This is a genomic window from Roseicyclus marinus (assembly GCF_036322625.1).
In the GTDB taxonomy this organism is placed as follows: Bacteria; Pseudomonadota; Alphaproteobacteria; order Rhodobacterales; family Rhodobacteraceae; genus Roseicyclus; species Roseicyclus marinus_A.
Window position 1 is genome coordinate 1,787,633 of record NZ_AP027266.1, and the last position, 20,270, is coordinate 1,807,902.

The following is a 20,270-nucleotide window of genomic DNA, read 5'->3' on the forward strand; positions in this document are numbered from 1 at the left end:
GTGATCTTATAACGTTGCACATCGGTTACTTGAAATGAGATAACATGACAAGAGGCCCCGCCTCCGACATCGCCCCTGAGGCCGAACCCCTGGGCTTCGACGCCCATGACCATGGCCATTGCGTCAAGACCGCGCTGACGGCGGCCGAGGTGCATTGCAGCGAAAACGGCCTGCGTTTCACACCGGTGCGGCGCGCGGCGCTCGAAATCCTTCTGGGCGAACACCGCGCCATGGGGGCCTATGACCTTCTCGACCGGCTTCATGCGGCAGGCTTTGGCGCGCAACCGCCCGTGGCCTATCGCGCGCTCGATTTCCTTGTCGCCAACGGCTTTGCCCACAAGATCGAGCGGCTGAACGCCTTCATCGCCTGCGCCCATCCCGGTGCGAGCCATGCGCCCGCCTTCCTCATCTGTCGCAATTGCGATGCCGTGGCCGAAACGCACAGCGCCGGGGCCTCGGGCGGCACCCTCGGACAGGCCGCGAAAGCCACCGGTTTCCAGATCGAACGCACCGTGATCGAGGCGCTGGGCCTCTGCCCCGGCTGCGCCGAAAAGGCGGACGCATGAGCCTCATTACCGTCGATCACCTCGGCGTCCGCTTCGGCGCGACCGAGGTTCTGCGCGATGTGAGCCTGGCCATCGACCCGGGCGAGATCGTGACCATCGTCGGCCCGAACGGATCGGGCAAGACCACGCTCCTGCGTGCCATCCTGGGTGCCGTTCCGGCGGTGACGGGCCGGGTCCGGCGCGGCGCAGGGCTTGTGTTGGGCTATGTGCCGCAACGGTTGCATGTCGACCCGACCCTGCCCATCACGGTGGAACGCTTCTTGCGCCTGCCCGGCGGGGCCAGGGCCACCGACATCGATGCCGCGCTGGCGCGCGCGGGTGTGCCGGATCTCCACCGCCGCCAGATGTCCGACCTGTCGGGCGGGCAGATGCAGCGCGTCCTTCTGGCCCGGGCCCTTGTCGCGCGCCCCACGCTCCTGATGCTGGACGAGCCGACGGCAGGCCTTGACCAACCCGGATCGGCGGCCTTCTACCGCACCATCGACGAGGTGCGCCGCGAGACCGGTTGCGCGGTCCTGATGATAAGCCACGAATTGCACGTGGTCATGGCGGCCTCCGACAGGGTGATCTGCCTCAACGGCCATGTCTGCTGCCATGGCACGCCGGAACATGTGTCATCGGCCCCGGAATACCGGGCGCTTTTCGGCACCGGCACGGGCGGGGCGCTGGCGCTTTACCGGCATGAACATGACCACAGCCACGGGCCCGGCGATCCGCTGGGACCGGGGCATCGCCACGGCCCCGGCTGCGACCATGACCATGACCATGACCATGACCACACGAAAACCGAGGCTGCCGAGTGATGCTCGATGATTTCATGACCCGCGCCACGCTTGCGGGCATCGGTGTCGCCCTTGCCGCCGCCCCCTTGGGCAGTTTCGTGGTCTGGCGGCGCATGGCCTATTTCGGCGATGCGACGGCCCATGCCGCGATCCTGGGCGTGGCCCTGTCGCTCGCGCTTGAAATCTCGATCTTTCCCGGTGCCGTCGCCATCGCGCTCCTGATGGCGCTGACCGTCTCCACCCTCAGCGGGCGGGGCTATGCGATGGATACGCTTCTGGGCGTTCTGGCCCATTCGGCACTCGCCTTCGGGCTTGTCGCCGTCTCCTTTCTGCAGGGCATCCGGATCGACCTGATGGCCTATCTCTTCGGCGATATCCTTGCCGTGTCGCGGACCGATCTGTCCGTGATCTGGGGCGGGGCGGTGTTGGTCGCAGGCCTGATCGCATGGCGGTGGTCGGCGCTTTTGACCGCGACGCTCAACGCCGAACTGGCCTATGCAAGCGGCATCGACCCCAAACGCGAACAACTGGTCCTGACACTGGCGCTGGCCATCACGGTGGCGGTCGCGATCAAGGTCGTGGGCGTGCTGCTGATTGCCGCCATGCTCATCATCCCCGCCGCCGCCGCACGACCGCTCGCCCGCACGCCCGAAGCGATGGCGCTCATCGCGGCCTGTATCGGGGCGGGTTCCGCCGTGATCGGCCTGCGCGCGGCCTATGTGCTCGACACGCCGGCGGGTCCGTCCATCGTCTGCGTGGCGGCGCTCGCCTTTGCCGCCACAAGCCTCCTGCGGCTGCTCGGCCGGACCGCCACCCGCTAGGCCTGCACTGCCCCCAAGGCCATGGCGCAGGCGGCCTGCACCGGGTCGATCACGGCAATCCCCAGCGCCTCTTCCAACGCCCGCCTGCGCGGCGCGAAACCGGCGCAGCCCGGCACCAGCGCCCCCGCCCCCATGTCGCGCAAATGCGCGCCGATCTCGACCGTGCGCGCGAAAACCTCATCCGACGTGCCCGCATCCTCGGCGCTGACCCCGCCAAGGTCCAATTCCCCCGCCAGCCGCCCCAGCACGCCCATCGCGCGCATCTTGCGCATGTGGCGGGGGATGGATTTCGGCCCCAGCGCCACGATCCCGAACCGGTCGGCGCGCGCCAGTGCCGTCAGGATGCCCGCCTCCTGTATTCCGATCACGGGCTTGGCCGTCAGGCTGCGGCCAAGGTCGAGACCGGGGTCCGAGAAACAGGCGATGACATAGGCATCCGCGCCGGGATCGGCCTTGATGCGGTCGGCCACATGCAGGCCCGCGCGGGCCACATCCTCCTCCGTCAGGATGGTCGCGGGCCCCTCGGGGATATCGATGCAATCGAACCGCACCCCCGAAAACCCCGCAAGCGCTGCGCGCAAGCCCGCCGTCACGCCGCCCGACGAATTTGGATTGATGACCAGAATGCGCGTCATGGCCGGATCATCGCCCCGAAATTCGTGGCGGGGTCCATCTCGGGCACCACTGGCGCGGTCGCGGGCACCGCATAGGGCGCGCGGGCGACGAACCGCCCCCTGCCCCGTTCGGCCCGCAACTCTCCCCCCTCGACGATCGTTTCGCCCCGGCTCATCACATGGACCGGCCAACCCGTCAGCCGCATCCCCTCGAACGGCGTGTAATCCATCGCGTCATGCTGATCGGCCACGGTCACGATACGGCTTTCCTCCGCATCCCAGATGGCGATATCGGCGTCATATCCGGGCAGGATCGCCCCCTTGCGCTCCATCCCGAACACCCGCGCGGCATTGGAGGACGACAGCGCAACGAAGTGCTGCAGACTGATGCGGCCCGCCACCACCCCTTCGGAAAACAGGTAGGGCAGCCGCGCGGCGATCCCCGGCATCCCGTTGGAAATCGCCGTATAGGGCGGCGCGTCGCCCTTGGCGAATTTGCCGCTTGCGTCGAAGCGATAGGGCGCATGGTCCGACGACACGCTGTCGAATGTGCCGATCCGTGCATGCCGCCACAGCACATCCTGCGTCGCCGCATCGCGCAAGGGGGGGGAACAGATGTATTTCGCCCCCTCCATCCCCGGACGGTCGAGGTCTTGCCGGGTAAAGGCCAGGTATTGCGGACAGGTCTCGGCATGGATGGGCAGGCCCGCAGCTCTTGCGCGCGCCACCAGCTCCGCCCCCTCGGGCGTCGAGACATGGACGATGAAGAGCCCCGCACCGACCAGCGTGGCCAGCGATATCGCGCGGTTGATGGCTTCGGCCTCCGCGATGCCGGGGCGGGATACGGCATGGTATTTCGGTTCCGTCAGCCCGGCTTCGGCCAGCCGTGCGTTCATCCATTTGACCATGTCGTTGTTTTCGGCATGGACCATGGTCAGCGCGCCATGTTTCCGCGCCACCGTCAGGATATCGAGCATCCCCCGGTCACCCAAATTCATCAGGTCATAGGTCATGAAGACCTTGAACGACGTGATCCCGCGGGCGAAGGCGCGCGGCAATTCCTCCTCCAGCACCTTTGGCGACGGGTCCGAGATGATCAGGTGATAGGAATAATCCAGAACCGAATGCGGGGCCGCGCGCCCGTCATAGGTGGCGATGACCTCGTCCACCGATTGCCCGCGATGCTGGGCGGCAAAGGGGATGAAACTGGAATTCCCCCCAAACGCCGCCGAGACGGAGCCGGTGTAATAATCATCGGCCGTCATCAACCCGGTAGAGCTTTCTTGCGCGATATGGGCATGGGCCTCGATCCCCCCGGGCAGAACCAGCCGACCGCCCGCATCCACCCGCCGCGCGCCGCCCGCGATCCGCTCAGCCATTGCCGCGATGCGCCCGCCCGCGATGCCGATATCGCCCTGCCAGCTTTCATTGGGCGTGACGATGGTGCCGCCGTGAATGACCGTGTCGAATTCCATGTGCCGCCCCCTGTCGCCTGCACGCCGATCATGCGACAGCCGCGCGCCCGGTGCAAAGCGCCTTTCGTTGCCACCCCGTCAGGCGGCGGGGGCCAGATCGGGCAGCACCTCGCCCGGATCGATCCCGCGCTTGTCGGCGCTGGCGCGCACGGCCTCGCGCAGCGCGGCACTCCGCGTCAAAAGCCGCCGGAACCGCGCCTCGTCCAGCACCAGAAGCGTCGAGGGCGCGATGGCCCGAACCTCGGCCCGCCGCGACCGTTTCAGCAAGATCGCCATCTGCCCGAACATCTCCCCCCGGCCCAGACGCCATTCCTGCCCCGCAACCTCCAGCTCCACCGCGCCCGAGGCGATGAAGAACACGCGTTTCGCCGGACTGTCCTTTTGCAGCAGCACATCGCCCGCATTCACGTATCTCGTGCGGAAGGCCCGGCACAGCCGCTCCAGCGTCGCCTCGTCCAGATCGGAGAAGAGCGCGAACTGGCGCACCAATTCGTCGCGGCGCAGCGTGATGTCGAGCTTGGGGCGCGCCTCGGCCACGGCGCGGCGCGCGGCCAGATCGGCCATCAGCGTCGTATGCACCTCCGCCCCGATCAGACCATCCTCGCGCATCGCCGCATATTCGCGTTCCTCCAGCCGCAGCGCGGTGCGCCGGATGAACCGCCGCTCCAATTCCTCGGCATAGCCGGGATATTGCAACCGCAAGCCGTCCAGCGCGGTCTCCACCGCCTCGACCCGGCGCGACAACAGTTCCTGCAGCAATTCGGCCACCCGGCGGCCATGGATGCGGCGGATGCGGGCGTCGATGAACCCGTCCAGATCGCGCAGGATCAGCCGTTGCGCGAGCAGGCGCTCGAACCGGTCCGCCGTGAGCCGCGCGAGCGGCCCCGACAGGCCGAACCGGCTGTGCAACAGAACGGTGGCCCGGAACCCCTGCCCATAGGCGACACTGCGGCGCGCCGCCCGCTGATAGCCCAGCCGCCCGCCCGTCCGCGCAGCCTCGATCAGCCGGTCGGCATCGGACAGGACCTGTTCGGCCATGCGCGAGGAAATCGTGCGCTCGCGCACCCGGGCCAGGATCGTGTCGCGCTCATGGCCCGCCAGCGCGATCAAGCCCAGCGTGATCCGGTCGCGGTCCAGGATATCGGCGCTTTCCTCGGCGGCATGCACGGCCTGATCCAGCCTTTCGCCAAAGCGCTTGGCCTCCGACCGGACAACCTCGCGCGGCAATTCGTAGTTTTCCGTGGTCCGCGCCACATCCTCGCGCACGGTCTGCAGCGCGACGGCGACCACCTGCCGCGACAGCGCCTCGTCGATGGGCGACAGCTTGTCCAGCCCCAGCCGCCGGATCACCCAGCGCAGCGTCGTGCCCTGCACGAGCAGCGTATACAGCGTGAAACCCGTGGCCAGGATACCCACCACCCGCTTCACCTCCACCGGCACCCGCAGGCTTTCGGTCACCGCCAGCGCCAGCGCAAGCGTGACCGCCCCGCGCAATCCCCCCCACAAGATCGCCACCCGGTAGGGCCGCTCGACCGGCGGCGACAGCCGCAACAGCGTGAGCATCGGCAACAGCCCGAACAAGATCACAAGCCGCGCCGCGATGGCCGCCACGATCACCACAAGGATCAGCGCGAAATCCCCCGGCCTGACCCCTTCCAGCAAGCGCGGGATCAACAACGCGGCCAGGATGAAGATCAGCGCGCTCGCCCAATAGGCCAACAGGTCCCAGACCTCGCGCAGATTGGCCCAGGCCTGCGGCGGCAGGCGCCCCGGCCCGGTCAGGTTCAGCGTCAGCCCGGCGGCCACCACCGCGATCACGCCCGAGGCGCCCACCGCCTGCTCCGCCCCGATATAGGCGAGATACGGCAACGCGACGGAGATCGAGATCTGCGCCCGCTCATGCCTCGCGAATTGCGCCATCACCCGCACCGCCAGCCTTGCCGCAAGCCAGCCGGTCAGCGCGCCCCCCACGATCAGCAACGGGAACCGGCCCAGCGCCGCGCCCAGATCGGGATCGGGCACGCCCAGCATGACAAAGCCCATGAACAGGCCGAAGAGCGCAATCGCCGCCGCATCGTTGAGCAGGCTCTCGCCCTCGATGATCCGCGCAAGCCTGCGCGGCGCGGAAATCGAGCGAAAGATCGACACGACCGCCGAGGGGTCTGTGGTCGACACGATCGCGCCCACCAACAGACAGGCCGCCAACGGCAGCGCGCTCACCCAGGACAGCGCATAGCCGACCCCCAGCGTGGCCACCACGACCGCCACCACCGCCAGCACAAGGATCGGTACCCAATCGTCGATCATCCGCCGCAGGTTCATGCCCAGCGTCGCCTGGAACAGCAGCGTGGGCAGAAAGACGTAGAGAAACACGTTCGACCGGATCGGCAGACCAAGGATCGCTTCGGCCACGGGGTTCAAGGCATCGGTCAGATCGGTCCTGAGGAAAAACGCGGCCCCCACCCCGATCAATATGCCCAAAGCCGCCAGGATCACGCTTTGCGGCAGACCCAGCCGCGCGGCCAAAGGCTCGGACGCGCCGATGACAAGAAACAGGGAGGCAATGACCGTGGTGACAAGAACGATATCCATCTCCCTGACATAGCACAGGTTTTGCCTGCCGCACCGCAGAAAGGGGCTTTTTTGCCCCCGCCCGAACGCTCCCGCCTCGACAGTGCCGCCGCATCATGCTTGCCTTGCCCCCGGCACATCCGCCCCCCGACCGTCCCGAGACCTGACGCCATGAGCATTCCCTTTTTCGACGGCCACAACGATCTGCTCCTGCGGCTCTCCCGCAGGCCAGAGGCGCGCCATGACCTGTGGCTCGGCGATACCGGCGCGGGGCATCTCGATCTGGCCCGGATGCGCAGGGCGGGCTTTGCGGGCGGCTTTTTCGCGATCTTCGTCCCCTCGCCCAGTTCGGGGCCGCCGCAGCCCTTCACCATGCCCGATCCGCCCTATCAAAAGCCCTTGCCGCCCCTGATGGACCATGTCGCGGCCCAGCCGCCCGCGCTGGCCATGGCGGGGATCCTGCACTGGATGGACCGCAGCAGCCCCGATGATTTCCGCCTCTGCCGCAGCGCCCCCGACCTGCGCGCCGCCATCGCCGCGGGCCGGATCGCGGCCCTCATGCATCTCGAAGGGGCCGAAGCCATCGGCCCCGATCTCGACGCGCTGCATCTTTGGCACGCAATGGGCCTGCGCTCGCTCGGCCCGGTCTGGAGCAGGCCCACGATCTTCGGCCATGGCGTGCCCATGGCCTACCCGGGCCACCCCGATACCGGGCCGGGTCTGACCCAGACGGGCAAGGATCTGGTGCGGCTCTGCGACGAGATGGGCATCCTCATCGACCTGTCGCATCTGAACGAGAAAGGCTTCGACGATGTGGCCCGCCACAGCCGCGCACCGCTGATCGCCACCCATTCCAACGCTCATGCCATCTGCCCCTCCACCCGCAACCTGACGGATCGGCAGCTGCACATGATCCGCGAACGCGGCGGCATGGTGGGGCTGAATTTCGCGACCTTCTTTCTCAACCCCGACGGGCGGGCCGATCCCGGCACGGGTTTCGAGCCGATGCTGCGCCATCTCGATCACCTGATCACCCATCTGGGCGAGGATCATGTCGGCCTCGGCTCCGATTTCGACGGCTGCACCCTGCCCGATGTCATCGGCGACGTGACCGGCGTGCCGCGCCTGTTCAACGCCATGGTGGCCCATGGCTATGACGATGCCCTGATAGCCAAGCTTGCGCGCGAGAACTGGCTTGCGCTCCTCGACCGCGCCCTGCCCTGACCGGCGCTGTCACCGATCCCGCTTGACTTTGGCCCAAACATGACACTGATATCATATTCATGTCACAGGCACCCGGCATCCCCTTCCCCGACTGGCTCGCGCAGGGCCGCGATGCCTTGCCCAAGGGCGAACGCACCCGCCGGGACCTGATGATCGCGGGGGCCGAGCTTTTGGCCAGCCAGCCGCTCGAGGCGCTGACGGTCGCCGCCACCTGCGCGCGCACGGGCGTGGCGCATGGCACCTTCTACATCCATTTCCCCAACCGCAACGCGCTGGCGGGCGCGGTGCTGCAGGCTTTCGTCGATTACCTGCAGGACCTGATGCGCGCCGCCGCCCGTGGCGCCCCCGACCCGGTGCGCGCGACGACCGCCGCCTACATGCACCTCTTTGCCGAGAATGCGGGGCTGATGCGCTGCCTCCTGACCGGGGGCGATGCCCTGCCCGCAGCCCAGGCCGCCTTCCAGCGGCTCAACCACGACTGGGCCGCGACGGTGGCCGCCGCCGCCCGCCGCCGCCATGGGTCCGCCGCTCGGCCCGAGCCTGACCTGATGCGCCGCGCGCTCGCCCTTGGCGGCATGGTCGATCAATACCTGACCGCGCTCCACGTGACGGGGGACCCCCAGATCATCGCCCTCTCGCAAGACCCCGACACGCTTCTCGACCTGTTCACCGACCTCTGGACAAAAGGCATGGCCCCATGAGCCTGATCCAAGACGCCCACAAGATCCCGCAAGCCGATCTCGCCCCCCACCGCCAGACGGCTTGGGAAATCCAACGCGCCCATGTGATGACCTCGCCCTTCTACCAGGCGCTCTGGGACGGGCAGGTGCCCCCCGAACGGCTCGAGGACTTGGCCATCCTGCCCCTGTCGGACAAGGCGGGCCTGCGCCTGTCACAAGCGGCCCATCCGCCCTTCGGCGATTACCTGGCGACGCCACGCGACCGCGTCTCCCGCGTGCACCGCACCTCCGGCACCACCGGGCAGGCGATGACGCTGGCCCTTTCCGCCCGCGATTGCGAGATCACCGAGATTGTCGGCGCGCGCGCCCAATCCCTCGCCGGTCTTGGCCCCGGCATGACGGTCGTCCATTGCCTGAATTACCAGATGTGGATGGGGGGCCTGACCGATCACATGACGCTCGAACGGACGGGCGCCACCGTCGTCCCCTTCGGCGTCGGCTCCACGGCCCTTCTGGTGCGCACGATCCGCGAGGTGGGCATCACCGCGATCTCCTGCACGCCTTCCTACCCCGCCGTTCTCGAACGCGTGCTCGCCGAACACTTCCCCGGGCTTGCCCCCGCCGATCTGGGCCTGAAACTGGGTCTTTTCGGCGGCGAGCCGGGCCTTGACGATCCCGCCCTCCGCGCCCGTCTCAAGGCCACATGGGGGTTGGAGCCGCGCAACGCCAATTACGGCGTCTCGGACGTGTTTTGCAACTTCGCCTCGCAATGCGACCACGACACCGACCTGCATTTCGTGGCCCATGACGTGCTCCATGTCGAACTGATCGACCCCGACACGGCCGCGCCCATCCCGCTTGACGCCGGGGCCACGGGGGAGCTGGTCCTGACCCACCTCGCCCGCGACTGCCAGCCGCTCGTGCGCTTTCGCACAGGCGATATCGTGACGATCACCGGCACCGACGCTTGCGCCTGCGGCTGCACGGGCTTGCGCTTCCGCGTCGTGGGGCGCAGCGACGACATGGTGGTCGTGCGCGGGCTCAACATGTTCCCCACGATGGTCGCCGCCGTCCTGACCGGCTTTCCCGAATTGTCGGGCGATTACCGGATCATGCTCGACACACCCCCACCCTATGACAACCTGCCCGTCCATGCCGAACTGGCCCGCGGCGCACAGGACGACGGCACCCTCGCCCCCCGCATCGCCGCCGCCCTCAAGGCGCAACTGGGCGCCACGGCAACAATCACCCTCCTGCCCCCGGGCAGCTTTCCCGTCACCGAGGGCAAGACCGCCCGCGTCATCAGGGCCAAACCATGACAGATTTCACCTATTCCACCGTCCTCTCCACCCTCACCGGCGACGGCGTGCGGACCGTCTCGCTCAACCGCCCCGGATCGCTCAACGCGATGAACCGCCGCCTGATCGACGATCTGGCCCGCGCCGTGGATGACGCCAACGCCTGCCCCGACACGGGTGCCATCATCCTCACCGGCGAAGGCCGCGCCTTTTGCGCGGGCGATGACCGGCGCGAACATGTCCACCCCGAGACCGAGGCCGAGGCCCGCGACCATGTCGACGCGATCCAGGCTGTCACCCGCGCCCTCGTTCTGGGCGAGAAACCCGTTGTGGGCGCGATCAACGGCTGGGCCGTGGGCGGCGGCTTCGAATGGGCGCTCAACTGCGATTTCCCGATCTGGGCCGAAAGCGCGCGGGCGTTTTTCCCCGAGGTCTCGCTCAATGTCTTCGTGACAGGGGCCGTCACCACGATCCTGCCCGCCATCGTCGGCCCCATCAAGGCGCGCGAGATGCTCTATCTCGGCGAACGCTACAGCGCAGCCGAGCTCAAGGCCTGCGGCGTCGCGTGGAAAGTCGTGCCCGATGCCGACCTGATGGCCGAGGCACAGGCCACCGCCGCCCGCCTCGCCGCCCTGCCGCCCCTGTCCGCCCGCGCCATGAAGCGCGTCCTGACGCAGGCGGCTGGCCACATCGACCGCGCACTGGACCTGGAAACCGAGGCGACCATCGCCTGTTTCCTCGATCCTGAAACGACCCGGCGGATAACCGCCTTCTGAACCGGGCCTCACCGCAATTGCGATGCGGACGGGACGGAAACGTGCTAGGGGGTGCTGTCCGCATCCGATCCATCGGCTGCGGGGTCATCCGGGCGACCCGCCCGGACCGTCCTTGAAAGGACCGCCCATGACCTCCTCGAAACCGATCAAGAACCGGGCCGCGACGGCGGGCCGGATCGACGCCCTGACACAGTCGTGGAAAAAAGCCTTCGACACGCGCATCCGCGACGCGGCCCTGACCCGCCGGATGCCGCCCGGTCGCCGCCCGGCAAAGCCGCAAGCGCCGCTGCCAAAGACAGCCCGGAAATAAACAGGCGCGCGCGGCCCGCCGCCCCTTGTGCCGGACCGACAAAGCGCCCATGTGTCAGGGGCTAACGTTATTCTATTCGAACCGCTGCTTCCCGTTCATCCGGCTCTCAGTTGATCGATCCAGACTGATATTGCCGAGTTGCCGCATCCTGCGGGCATCACAGAACAGGAGTCCACGGACATGGCCAATGGCACCGTGAAATGGTTCAACAATACCAAAGGTTTCGGCTTCATCGAGCCCGCGAATGGCGGGCGTGATGTCTTCGTCCACATCTCTGCCGTCGAACGCGCGGGCCTCACCGGGCTTGCCGATGCGCAAAAGGTGACCTTCGACATGGAACAGGGCCGCGACGGCCGCGAAAGCGCGATCAACATCGCTCTCGCCTGATCCGACGGGAACGGGCCTCCGGAACCGGGGGCCCGTCACCCACAAAAGACCCCGGGGGCCTGTAGCCCTCCCGTACTGCGACTTTGCCTACCTGTCGCCGGCAAAGACCTCCAGCCGCACCCCCGCCCCCTCCAGCGCCGCGCGCAGGTCGCGGGCAAGCTTGACCGCCTCCGCCCCGTCCCCATGAAGGCAGATCGTGTCGATCCGCGTGGGCAGCCTCTTGCCGCTTTCGACAATGATGGCGCCGTCCTCCAGCATCTTAAGGATACGGTTCGCGGCCAGGGCCCCGTCATGGATCACCGCACCGGGCTTGCGCCGGTCCACGAGCCGCCCATCGTCTTCATAGGCGCGGTCGGCAAAGATCTCGCAGGCGATGCGCGCCCCCAGATCCCGCGCCGCCACCTCCTGCGCCGTGCCCGCCAGAACCATCACGATGATCTCGGGGTCCACCGCCAGCGCCGCCTCGTAACAGGCCCGCGCCAGCCCCTCATCCTCCGATGCCATGTTGGCCAGCGCCCCGTGCAGCTTCAGATGCCGCACCTGTCCGCCCGCCGCCTGCGCCATCCCCCTTGCCGCGCCCAGCTGATAGGCCACCGCATGGCCAAGGCTCCGCCGGTCCATGTCGATCCGCCGCCGCCCGAAACCCTGCAGATCGGCAAAGCCCGGATGCGCGCCGATCCCCACCCCCTTGGCCACGGCTTCGGCCATCGCGCCCGCCATCACATCCGGGTCACCCGCATGAAACCCGCAGGCGATATTGGCCGAGGTCACGATGCCAAGCAGCGCCGCATCATCCCCCATGCGCCAGGGGCCAAAGCTTTCGCCCATATCCGCGTTCAGATCGACCGAAGCCTGCATGTCTTCACTCCCCCGCCGTGACGCCGCTGATAAGTTGATAGGATAACAGATCGCGCATGTCCCAGGGATCGCGCACCAGCCGCGTGATCCGTCCGGGCAGCGCGCGCAACGCCTCTGCCGCCTTGCGTTCCACAGCCAAGGCCTCCGCCCGGTCGACAAAGCGGATGCGCATCTCCGCCCCCGCAGGCGCCTGCGCCGCGCGCGCCAGATCGCAAGGCAGGATCGTTCCGATCCTCGGGTAACCGCCCGTGGTCTGGCATTCCGTCAGCAACACCATCGGCACCCCGTCGCCGGTGATCTGGATATCGCCCGGCACCACGATTTCCGACACGATGGACAGACCCGCCCGGCTCTGGAACCCCGCCCCATCGGGGACCAGGCGCAGGCCCATCCGGTTGCCCCGCGCATCGCGCGCAAACCTTGTCGCCTCGAACCGTTCCAGATCCTCGGGCGAAAACATCGCCGTCTGCGGCCCATGGACCGCGCGCAGCACGCCACCGGCGAACCGATCCTCGGGCGGCAGGCACAGCCCCACCTCGCCCCCAGGATCAACGCCTGCAGAGAGCCTGTCGCCCGTGGCCAGAACCCGCCCGATCCCGGCGGACAGATGCGCGCCCCGCGCCCCCAGAACCTCTGGCCCGTCAAACCCGCCGCCCACATGCAGATAGCCATAGACCCCGGAAAGAACCGGTCCGATCTCCAGCACCTGGCCCGCCCGCACCAGATGCGTGGCCCCCCATGCCAGGGGCGCACCCTCCAGGCTCGCCCGCATCGGCGCGCCGGTCAGCGCGATCCGCAGATCGCCCACCGCCTCGAACGCACCGCCCATCCCCGCCATCTCGATGGCAGCCAGATCGCCGCCCTGCCCCAAGAGCGCCGCCCCCTCGGCCAGCGCGCGGGCATCAGCCGCCCCGCCCCGCGACAACCCCTGCCCCAAAAGCCCCGGTCGCCCGGGGTCTTGCAGGCTCATCGCAGGCCCCGCCCGCCTGACCACCAAGGCCCGGCTCATGGCAAAACCTCCGCCACCGCGCCGCCCTGCGGATCGCCTTGCAACCGCTCGAACACCTCGCGGTCCACCGGCTCGAACACCACCTCGTCACCCGGTCGCAATACGAAAGGCTCCGCACGGTCCGGCTGAAACGGGCGCAGCGCCGTGCGCGCCACCTGCCGCCAGCCCGTGGGCGCGGCCGTCGAAAACAGCGTCAACTGCCGGATCGCCACCACCAGCGCCCCAACCTCGGCACGCGGCGTCAGCTCAGTCTGGCGCGGGATGTCCCAATGCGCAGGCAATTCCCCCAAGTAGGGTTGCCCCGGCGCAAACCCGATTGTCTGGACGCGGAGCCGCTTTCCCGCGATCTCGGAAACGGCCTGCTCGGGGCTCACCCCCGCCAGCGCCGCCGCCTCCGCCAGTTGCGGCGACAAGTCCCCACCGAACACCGCAGGCACCCGCCAGATCCTTCGCCCCCCCGGCAGCGGCTCCCCGCTCCAATCCCGGCTTGCGACCAGATCCTCCAACCGCGCCCTCAGCGCGTCCGCATCGACGTGAAGCGCATCGAACCGCAGATAGGTCGAGACCAGGGCCCCCGTCACCTCCTCCACCCCCGGCCAATCCTCGCGCAAGATCGCATGGCGCAGCGCCAGCGCCGCCCGGTTCGCAGGCTCGCTCAAGGCATCGCCGAACCGCACCAGCAGCCCGTCGAGCCCCAGCCAATCGATGCGCGGAATGCCCGCGCCGGAATGTCGTGATGCCTGTCCCATATCCTCGGCGCACAGGCTATCGCAGCCATCCGCCAAGGAACAGGGGCAGAAGCCGCCCCCTCAGCCCAGAAAGCCGAAATCGGGATGCAGCGCGAACCGCCAGTTCCGCCGCGGTCCCGCCATGACGTTCAGGTAATACATCTCGATCCCATGCGGCGCGGCACAGGGGTGATGCCCCCGTGGCACCAGGACCACGTCGTGATCGGCCACAGCCATGGTCTGATCGAGGCTCAGATCATCGGTGAACACCCGCTGGATGCCGAAGCCCTGCGCCGGGTTCAACCGATGGTAATAGGTCTCTTCGAGGTAGGTGATGTTCGGGAAATCATCCACGTCATGGCGATGCGGCGGGTAGGAGGACCAATGCCCGCCCGGCGTATAGACCTCCGTCACCAGCAGCCTGTCGGCCACATCGCGGCCCTCCATCGCGATATTGTGGATATGGCGCAGGTTGGTCCCCTCCCCCCGATCCTCCAACGCGATGCCCACGGGGCCTAGCCTTTGCGCGGGCCGCCCGCCGGGGCTGGGCGCGGTGCAGAGTGCCAGAACGCAATCGGTCGTGGCCACGGCCCGCCACGCGCTGCCCGGTGGGGCGTAAAGCGCATGCGGGGGAATGCGCTCGAAGACGCTCAACCGCTCCCCCATCTCGCCGAAATCGACGCCCGCCGCCGTCACGCTGGCGCGCCCCTCGACCAGCACGAGGATCGCCTCCCGCCCCTCCAGCCGCCCCTGCGCGACCTCGCCCGGTGCAAGCCGCCACAGATCGAACCCGACATACTCCCATCCCGCCGCCTCGGGCGTGATCGCATGAACCTGCCCCGATTGCCCCATGGGCCTGCGCAACAAATCCGCCATCACGGTCTCCGCTTGGCCGCATGGGCCCGAAGGGCGTCCTCGAAGGCCTCCGCCGCCCATCCCTCCTCCAGCGCGCGCGCCATCAGCGCCGCCTGCGTTTCGGGGGCAAGCCCCCCCACAGGCGGGTCGGTGTCGAGATTGGTGGGAAAGGCATAACCCTCCGCCGCCGCCCCGATGGCTGCCGCAATCCCCGCCGCATCCAGCCGCCCCTCGGCCTTGAGCCGCGTAAGCGCGGGATACAGCGCGCGGCACATGGCCATGCGGTCCACCGCCTCCATCGCCCGCCCAAAGGCGGAACTCACCTGAACAAGGTTCGCCATCCGGTTGATATCGCGCGAGACATTGTCCCCCGCCGCATGGTAGAGCGCGGGATTGAAAAACAGCGCATCGCCCTTTTCCAGCGGCAGCTGCACGGCATGGGCGCGGAAATATTCCGCCACTTCCGCCCGCCGATAGGCCATGTAGCCGCCCGGAACCAGTTGCGAGAACGGCAACAGCATCGTCGGCCCGCTCTCCAGCGGCATGTCGCAATGCGCAATCGCGCCCTGCAGCGTCATCACCGCCGACAGCGCATGCACATGGGCCGGGAACCGCGCCGCCACCTCCGCCGTCTGGAACCCCAGGTGGAAATCCCGATGCGCGGCCTGTGCCTTGCCACCCGGCCGCACGAGGTTGACCTGCGCCGTCATCTGGTGAAACGGCCCCAGCCAGGCCTCGCAGACCGCGTCGATCACCGGGTTCCCGAAATAGAGGGCAAAGGTCTCCGCATCCTCGACACAGAGCTTTTGCAAGCTGTTCCAGATCCGGTCATTGGCCCCGGCGGCGGCGAAATGATCCGCCCCGCCGCCACCGGCGGCTTTTTCCTTGGCGATGATCGCCTCGTAAACCGCCGTCGCCCGGTCAATCGGCGCGGTATCGGCATAGGCGCGTTTCAGGACCAGAACCCCCGGCCCCTGCCCCAGAACCCAGGCCCATTCCGCCATCAGGTCGCGCCGCGCCCCCGCATCCTCCAGGTCAACGCGCCGCGCGCCCATGTCGTAGATCGGCACATTGCGCGCCACCTCGGCGGCCAGCGGCACCTCTGCCCGCTCCAGCCGCCGCCCGGTCAGCGCGGCCAGTTCCGCCAGATCGCCGCTCTCGGCATCGAAATAGCCCGCATCCCGCATCTCAGACCGTCCCCCCGAGCGAGCCCTCCAGCTCGACCATGTCCTGACCGCCTGCCATCAGATCCTGCAATTCGCCGGGCGTGATCTGGCCCCTTTGCGCCGTGCCCAGCGTCTTGCCCCGGTTCAGCACCGTGAACCGGTCGCCCACCGCCATCGCATGGCGCACGTTATGGGTGATGAAGACGATGCCGATCCCCGTCTTGCGCACCTTGTCGATGGTCGCCAGCACATTGGCCGTCTGCCTGACCCCCAGGGCCGATGTCGGCTCGTCCAGGATCAGCACCTTGGCCCCGAAATAGACCGCGCGCGCAATGGCCACCGTCTGCCGCTCGCCGCCCGACAGCGTGCCCACCGCCTGATCGGGTGAGCGCAGGTTGATGCCCATCTTGCGCATCTCCTCCATCGTCACCTCGTTGGCGGTCTTGAAATCCATGAACTTGAGCGGCCCGACCCGGCGCACCGGTTCCCGCCCCATCCAGAAATTCCGCGTGACGCTCATCAGCGGGATCATGGCAAGGTCCTGGTAGACCGTGGCGATCCCCGCCTCCATCGCATCGCGGGGGCTGGCGAAATCCATCCGCTTGCCTTCGAACAGGATCTCGCCCCGCGTGGGCTTGTGCACCCCCGACATGGTCTTGATGAAGGTCGATTTGCCGGCGCCATTGTCGCCCAGCAGGCAATGGCATTCCCCGGGCCGCACATCGAAACTGACCCCGTTCAACGCGATGACCGGGCCGAAATGCTTCTCGATATCCTTCATTTCCACGATGGGATTGTGATCAAAGGACGACATCAGCGTTCCCCCGTGATGATGCGGCGGATGTAGGTGTTCAGGATCACCGCGAATAGCAGGATCACCCCCAGAAACACCCGGAACAGGCTCGATTCCACGCCGGCAAAGAACAGGCCCTGCTGCACCACGCCGAATATCAGCGCCCCAAGTGCCGCCCCGATGACCGAGCCATAGCCGCCCGTCAAAAGCGCGCCCCCGATGACGACCGCGATGATCGCCTCGAATTCCTTGAGCAGACCCCGGTCCGCCCCCGCCGATCCGAATTCCATCACCTGGCAGGTGGCAAAGACACAGGCGCAGAAAGCCGTGAACATGAACATCAGGATCTTCACCCGGTTCACCGGCACGCCCACGTAGCGCGCGGCCTGCGCATCGCCTCCCGCCGCGAACACCCAGTTGCCGAATTGCGTCCGCGTCAGGATCACATGGGCGACAGCCACCAGCGCCAGCGCCCAGATGATCAGCATCGGGATGCCGTCCACGATGGGCTCGCCCGCCCGCGTGCCGCGCTCGAACACGTCGATCGCGCCCACGGAAGCCAGCCAGTCAAAGACGAAGCCGAACACCTTGCCGCCGAAGATCGGGGCCAGCCAATCGCCCTCCGCCGCGCGGTCGATGCCGCCGATGATCGTCTGCCGCTCGATCAGCTGCGGGAAAAAGATGGTGAAGCCGCGCAGGATGAACAGAAAGGCCAGCGTCACGATGAAACTCGGCAGGCCCGTGCGCACCACGATCCAGCCGTTGACCGCGCCGATGGCAACGCAAAGCGCGAAGGTCAGCAGGATCGCGATCCAGACCGGCCAGCCCAGCGTCACCGACATGATGGCGATGGACATGCCCGCGAACCCGATCATCGAGCCCACCGACAGGTCGAATTCGCCCGCGATCATCAGCATGCAGGCGCCCACCGCGATGATCACGAATTGCGCCGACACGGTCGACCAGTTCAGCACGCCCTGCGCGTTGAACATCCCGCTGTCGCCCGCAAAGACGATGAAAAAGACGAAGACCGCGATGGTGCCGACGATGGCCCCCAGCTCGGGCCGGATCAGCGCCCGGCGCAGCCGCGATGTCTCCTTGACGCGTTCGTCGATGCGGCTCGTGGCATCCGACATCCCTCACCCCTCCATCTGGTCATGAAAAGGGCGGGCACCGCGCGCGGCCCCGCCCCCTGTCACAGGTTCAGCGGTATTCGCCCGCGAACTGTTCCACCATCTCCAGCCCGTCGGCGGTCACGAAACCGGGGCCCGAGTTGATGTTGTTGCCCGGCAGCACGCCAAAGCGGTGGTAGTTGGTCATCACGATGACCGGCAGATAGGCCTGAAGATAGGGCTGCTGATCGATGCCCCACTGGATCACACCATCCCGGAGGCCCTGCACGATGTTCTCGCCCAGGTCGAAGGTGCCGAAATAGATGTCGCCCGCCAGGCCCATCTGCTCCAGCGCCAGGATCGTGGGATCGGCACTGGTCGGCCCCAGCGTCAGGACCGCATCGGTGTCGGGATTGGCATTGAGATAGGCCATCACGCGGTTCTGGATTTCCGCCGGGTCCTGACCGCTGTCGATCATCTGGTTGCCCAGATCCACGCCCAGACCATCGGCAAAGCCCTGGCAGCGCTCGGTCGAGGACGGGCTCGAGATGTAGTGGTTCACGCACAGGAAGCTGCCCACGCCATCGCCCGCCGCGCGCAGACCGGCGGCATAGCCCGCGTCATATTCCGGCTGGCCCACATACATCAGCGCGCCGACCTCGCGCGCCTGTTCCGGCGTGCCCGAATTGATGATGATGACATCGATCCCGCTGTCCACGGCGGCCCGGATCGGCCCGGACAGGACATTGGGGTCGGCCAGCGTCGTGATGATGCCATCGGGGCCGCTTGCCGCCGCCTGTTCGATGATGCGCGCCATATCGGCCAGGTCGCCGGTGGGCGGGTTGCGGTATTCCACCGTCACGCCCATCTGCTCGCCCGCCAGCGCCAGACCGTTCTTGATCGTGTTCCACCAGCTGTCGCTGTCGGGCGCATGGCTGACCAGCACATAGCGTTCGCCATCGGCCTGTGCCGCACCCGCCAGCGTCGCGGCGGCGACGGCGGTGGCCGCCATCGTCTTCAGGATCGTCTTCATGATGTCCTCCCAAACATGTCTCGGGGTCTCGGCGGGTCCTCTCCCGTCGCGCCCTCGAGAAACCCTAGCCCCGAATCGGACGTTTTGCAACCGGTTGCAAAAATGCTTGCCCTCACGCAGACTTGCCGGGCGGCACCGACCGTATAAACAGGATGCGCGATCACACGGACGATGCACATGGCAGCAACCCTCAAGGATGTGGCGGAACGCGCGGGCGTCTCCCGCTCGGCGGTCTCGCGCACCTTCACCCAAGGCGCCTCGGTCTCGGCCAAGACACGGGCCAAGGTGGAAAAAGCCGCGCGCGATCTGGGCTATAGCCCCAATGCGCTGGCCTCCTCGCTGACCACGGGCCGCACGAAACTGATCGGGCTCATCTCCAACAACTTCCACAACCCGCTGTTTCTCGAGGTCTTCGACCTCTTCACGCGCGGGCTGCAGGATCGTGGCCTGCGCCCGCTTCTGGTCAATCTCAGCCATGAAACCGATCCCGCCAATTCGCTGCGGATGCTGCGGCAATATTCGGTCGACGGGGTGATCGTCGCCTCCTCGACCCTGCCGCCCAGCTTCGCCGAAGCCTTCCGGGATGCGGGCCTGCCCGTCGTCCATTCCTTCGGCCGCTACACGACCTCACCCCATGTCCATGTCGTGGGCATCGACAACATCGCCTGTGGCCGCATGGCCGCCGAGACGCTGATCGCGCGCGGCTACACCCGCGTGGCCTTCATGGGCGGGCCGGAAACCGCCACCTCGACGCAGGACCGCGCGCGCGGTTTTTTCGCCAAGCTCGCCGAACATCCCGAGATTGCCGTCAGCACCAGCTATGCCCGCGCCTATTCCTTCGACGCGGGCCGGGTCGAGATGACCCGCCTCCTGATGGAAGACCCCGCGCAGGCCTATTTCTGCGGTGACGATGTTCTCTCCATCGGCGCGCTCTCGGCCATTGCCGAGGCGGGCCTCAAATGCCCCGGGGATGTCGGGATCATCGGTCTCAACGACATGGACATGGCGCGCTGGCAGAACATCGACCTGACCACGATCCGCCAACCGATCCCCGAAATCATCGGCGCCTCGATCGATCTTGTCATCGCCACCATCGAACAGCCCGACCGCCACCCCGAAACGCGGCTCTTCCCCTGCCGCGTCATCGAACGGGGCACGCTGCGCCCGGTGCAGTGACGCACAAACCCGCGCGTTACAGGCGCATTGCGTGCC

21 protein-coding genes are annotated in these 20,270 nt (G+C 67.5%); 10 read left to right on the forward strand and 11 right to left on the reverse strand.

Going from position 1 to position 20,270, the window contains the following annotated elements:
- Nucleotides 1–44 precede the first annotated feature (44 nt).
- From AABA51_RS08410 to AABA51_RS08420, 3 genes are read left to right on the forward strand one after another with little or no spacing between them, the layout of a single operon-like run.
- The gene (locus tag AABA51_RS08410; RefSeq protein ID WP_338271311.1) at nt 45–566 is read left to right on the forward strand and encodes a transcriptional repressor; all 522 of its coding nucleotides are present in this window, start codon (nt 45–47) and stop codon (nt 564–566) included.
- Nucleotides 563–1,369 (forward strand): metal ABC transporter ATP-binding protein, encoded by an 807-nt coding sequence (locus AABA51_RS08415; protein ID WP_338271312.1) that lies wholly within the window; start codon nt 563–565, stop codon nt 1,367–1,369. Before AABA51_RS08410 ends, AABA51_RS08415 begins: the two co-directional genes overlap by 4 nt.
- Nucleotides 1,369–2,169 (forward strand): metal ABC transporter permease, encoded by an 801-nt coding sequence (locus AABA51_RS08420; RefSeq protein WP_338271313.1) that lies wholly within the window; start codon nt 1,369–1,371, stop codon nt 2,167–2,169. The genes AABA51_RS08415 and AABA51_RS08420 overlap by 1 nt, the downstream gene beginning before the upstream one ends.
- Here AABA51_RS08420 and AABA51_RS08425 read toward each other — a convergent pair.
- The 3 genes from AABA51_RS08425 to AABA51_RS08435 all read right to left on the reverse strand — a co-directional run bounded on the left by AABA51_RS08425 (nt 2,166) and on the right by AABA51_RS08435 (nt 6,850).
- Entirely contained in the window at nt 2,166–2,804 is a 639-nt protein-coding gene (locus AABA51_RS08425; RefSeq protein ID WP_338271314.1) for an aspartate/glutamate racemase family protein, read from the reverse strand. The genes AABA51_RS08420 and AABA51_RS08425 overlap by 4 nt on opposite strands.
- Complete coding sequence (hydA, locus tag AABA51_RS08430) at nt 2,801–4,258, reverse strand: dihydropyrimidinase (RefSeq protein WP_338271315.1); 1,458 nt, start codon at nt 4,256–4,258, stop codon at nt 2,801–2,803. The genes AABA51_RS08425 and hydA overlap by 4 nt, the downstream gene beginning before the upstream one ends.
- Nucleotides 4,259–4,336: 78 nt before the next feature.
- On the reverse strand, nt 4,337–6,850 hold the full coding sequence (locus tag AABA51_RS08435; protein WP_338271316.1) for a cation:proton antiporter: 2,514 nt from the start codon (nt 6,848–6,850) through the stop codon (nt 4,337–4,339).
- 150 nt (nt 6,851–7,000) lie between these two features.
- Between AABA51_RS08435 and AABA51_RS08440 the strand changes: the two genes are divergently transcribed.
- The 6 genes from AABA51_RS08440 (at nt 7,001) to AABA51_RS08465 (ending at nt 11,504) form a co-directional block, all read left to right on the forward strand.
- Nucleotides 7,001–8,053 carry a dipeptidase gene (locus AABA51_RS08440; protein WP_338271317.1) on the forward strand — a complete coding sequence of 351 codons (1,053 nt, stop codon included), beginning with the start codon at nt 7,001–7,003 and terminating at the stop codon, nt 8,051–8,053.
- A 59-nt stretch (nt 8,054–8,112) separates the two neighbouring features.
- Nucleotides 8,113–8,754, forward strand: a complete 642-nt coding sequence (locus AABA51_RS08445; RefSeq protein WP_338271318.1) for a TetR/AcrR family transcriptional regulator — start codon at nt 8,113–8,115, stop codon at nt 8,752–8,754.
- Nucleotides 8,751–10,052 carry a phenylacetate--CoA ligase family protein gene (locus tag AABA51_RS08450; RefSeq protein ID WP_338271319.1) on the forward strand — a complete coding sequence of 434 codons (1,302 nt, stop codon included), beginning with the start codon at nt 8,751–8,753 and terminating at the stop codon, nt 10,050–10,052. Before AABA51_RS08445 ends, AABA51_RS08450 begins: the two co-directional genes overlap by 4 nt.
- Nucleotides 10,049–10,807: an enoyl-CoA hydratase/isomerase family protein gene (locus AABA51_RS08455; protein ID WP_338271320.1), complete on the forward strand. Its 759-nt coding sequence runs from the start codon at nt 10,049–10,051 to the stop codon at nt 10,805–10,807. The genes AABA51_RS08450 and AABA51_RS08455 overlap by 4 nt, the downstream gene beginning before the upstream one ends.
- A 127-nt stretch (nt 10,808–10,934) precedes the next feature.
- Nucleotides 10,935–11,117, forward strand: coding sequence for a hypothetical protein (locus AABA51_RS08460; RefSeq protein WP_338271321.1), 183 nt, complete (start codon nt 10,935–10,937; stop codon nt 11,115–11,117).
- Nucleotides 11,118–11,297: 180 nt separating this feature from the next.
- A complete protein-coding gene (locus tag AABA51_RS08465) occupies nt 11,298–11,504 on the forward strand; it encodes a cold-shock protein (RefSeq protein WP_338271322.1) in 207 nt (68 codons plus the stop codon).
- A gap of 87 nt (nt 11,505–11,591) precedes the next feature.
- On the opposite strand, the gene AABA51_RS08470 is transcribed toward AABA51_RS08465, so the two are convergent.
- From AABA51_RS08470 to AABA51_RS08505, 8 genes are all read right to left on the reverse strand, one after another.
- Nucleotides 11,592–12,362, reverse strand: a complete 771-nt coding sequence (locus AABA51_RS08470; protein WP_338271323.1) for a LamB/YcsF family protein — start codon at nt 12,360–12,362, stop codon at nt 11,592–11,594.
- A gap of 4 nt (nt 12,363–12,366) precedes the next feature.
- Nucleotides 12,367–13,371, reverse strand: coding sequence for a biotin-dependent carboxyltransferase family protein (locus tag AABA51_RS08475; RefSeq protein WP_338271324.1), 1,005 nt, complete (start codon nt 13,369–13,371; stop codon nt 12,367–12,369).
- Nucleotides 13,368–14,120: a 5-oxoprolinase subunit B family protein gene (locus AABA51_RS08480; RefSeq protein ID WP_338271325.1), complete on the reverse strand. Its 753-nt coding sequence runs from the start codon at nt 14,118–14,120 to the stop codon at nt 13,368–13,370. Before AABA51_RS08480 ends, AABA51_RS08475 begins: the two co-directional genes overlap by 4 nt.
- A gap of 60 nt (nt 14,121–14,180) precedes the next feature.
- Nucleotides 14,181–14,975 (reverse strand): 5-deoxy-glucuronate isomerase, encoded by a 795-nt coding sequence (gene iolB, locus AABA51_RS08485; protein WP_338271326.1) that lies wholly within the window; start codon nt 14,973–14,975, stop codon nt 14,181–14,183.
- Nucleotides 14,975–16,141 carry a phytanoyl-CoA dioxygenase family protein gene (locus tag AABA51_RS08490; protein ID WP_338271327.1) on the reverse strand — a complete coding sequence of 389 codons (1,167 nt, stop codon included), beginning with the start codon at nt 16,139–16,141 and terminating at the stop codon, nt 14,975–14,977. The genes iolB and AABA51_RS08490 overlap by 1 nt, the downstream gene beginning before the upstream one ends.
- Nucleotide 16,142: 1 nt before the next feature.
- Nucleotides 16,143–16,934 (reverse strand): ATP-binding cassette domain-containing protein, encoded by a 792-nt coding sequence (locus AABA51_RS08495; protein ID WP_338271328.1) that lies wholly within the window; start codon nt 16,932–16,934, stop codon nt 16,143–16,145.
- Nucleotides 16,934–18,049: an ABC transporter permease gene (locus AABA51_RS08500; protein WP_338271329.1), complete on the reverse strand. Its 1,116-nt coding sequence runs from the start codon at nt 18,047–18,049 to the stop codon at nt 16,934–16,936. The genes AABA51_RS08495 and AABA51_RS08500 overlap by 1 nt, the downstream gene beginning before the upstream one ends.
- A gap of 67 nt (nt 18,050–18,116) precedes the next feature.
- Nucleotides 18,117–19,058, reverse strand: coding sequence for a sugar ABC transporter substrate-binding protein (locus AABA51_RS08505; protein ID WP_338271330.1), 942 nt, complete (start codon nt 19,056–19,058; stop codon nt 18,117–18,119).
- Between the two features lie 177 nt (nt 19,059–19,235).
- On the opposite strand from AABA51_RS08505, the gene AABA51_RS08510 reads away from it, so the two are divergent.
- On the forward strand, nt 19,236–20,234 hold the full coding sequence (locus tag AABA51_RS08510; protein WP_338271331.1) for a LacI family DNA-binding transcriptional regulator: 999 nt from the start codon (nt 19,236–19,238) through the stop codon (nt 20,232–20,234).
- Nucleotides 20,235–20,270 lie beyond the last annotated feature (36 nt).

Excerpts from the sequence above, each read along its gene's own strand:
- AABA51_RS08465 (WP_338271322.1), top strand. The coding sequence starts at position 11,298 with ATGGCCAATGGCACCGTGAAATGGTTCAACAATACCAAAGGTTTCGGC.
- AABA51_RS08450 (WP_338271319.1), top strand. The coding sequence starts at position 8,751 with ATGAGCCTGATCCAAGACGCCCACAAGATCCCGCAAGCCGATCTCGCC.
- AABA51_RS08470 (WP_338271323.1), bottom strand. The coding sequence starts at position 12,362 with ATGCAGGCTTCGGTCGATCTGAACGCGGATATGGGCGAAAGCTTTGGC.
- AABA51_RS08505 (WP_338271330.1), bottom strand. The coding sequence starts at position 19,058 with ATGAAGACGATCCTGAAGACGATGGCGGCCACCGCCGTCGCCGCCGCG.
- hydA (WP_338271315.1), bottom strand. The coding sequence starts at position 4,258 with ATGGAATTCGACACGGTCATTCACGGCGGCACCATCGTCACGCCCAAT.
- AABA51_RS08455 (WP_338271320.1), top strand. The coding sequence starts at position 10,049 with ATGACAGATTTCACCTATTCCACCGTCCTCTCCACCCTCACCGGCGAC.
- AABA51_RS08500 (WP_338271329.1), bottom strand. The coding sequence starts at position 18,049 with ATGTCGGATGCCACGAGCCGCATCGACGAACGCGTCAAGGAGACATCG.
- AABA51_RS08480 (WP_338271325.1), bottom strand. The coding sequence starts at position 14,120 with ATGGGACAGGCATCACGACATTCCGGCGCGGGCATTCCGCGCATCGAT.
- AABA51_RS08420 (WP_338271313.1), top strand. The coding sequence starts at position 1,369 with ATGCTCGATGATTTCATGACCCGCGCCACGCTTGCGGGCATCGGTGTC.
- AABA51_RS08440 (WP_338271317.1), top strand. The coding sequence starts at position 7,001 with ATGAGCATTCCCTTTTTCGACGGCCACAACGATCTGCTCCTGCGGCTC.
- AABA51_RS08490 (WP_338271327.1), bottom strand. The coding sequence starts at position 16,141 with ATGCGGGATGCGGGCTATTTCGATGCCGAGAGCGGCGATCTGGCGGAA.
- iolB (WP_338271326.1), bottom strand. The coding sequence starts at position 14,975 with ATGGCGGATTTGTTGCGCAGGCCCATGGGGCAATCGGGGCAGGTTCAT.
- AABA51_RS08435 (WP_338271316.1), bottom strand. The coding sequence starts at position 6,850 with ATGGATATCGTTCTTGTCACCACGGTCATTGCCTCCCTGTTTCTTGTC.
- AABA51_RS08460 (WP_338271321.1), top strand. The coding sequence starts at position 10,935 with ATGACCTCCTCGAAACCGATCAAGAACCGGGCCGCGACGGCGGGCCGG.
- AABA51_RS08510 (WP_338271331.1), top strand. The coding sequence starts at position 19,236 with ATGGCAGCAACCCTCAAGGATGTGGCGGAACGCGCGGGCGTCTCCCGC.
- AABA51_RS08445 (WP_338271318.1), top strand. The coding sequence starts at position 8,113 with ATGTCACAGGCACCCGGCATCCCCTTCCCCGACTGGCTCGCGCAGGGC.
- AABA51_RS08410 (WP_338271311.1), top strand. The coding sequence starts at position 45 with ATGACAAGAGGCCCCGCCTCCGACATCGCCCCTGAGGCCGAACCCCTG.
- AABA51_RS08475 (WP_338271324.1), bottom strand. The coding sequence starts at position 13,371 with ATGAGCCGGGCCTTGGTGGTCAGGCGGGCGGGGCCTGCGATGAGCCTG.
- AABA51_RS08425 (WP_338271314.1), bottom strand. The coding sequence starts at position 2,804 with ATGACGCGCATTCTGGTCATCAATCCAAATTCGTCGGGCGGCGTGACG.
- AABA51_RS08415 (WP_338271312.1), top strand. The coding sequence starts at position 563 with ATGAGCCTCATTACCGTCGATCACCTCGGCGTCCGCTTCGGCGCGACC.
- AABA51_RS08495 (WP_338271328.1), bottom strand. The coding sequence starts at position 16,934 with ATGTCGTCCTTTGATCACAATCCCATCGTGGAAATGAAGGATATCGAG.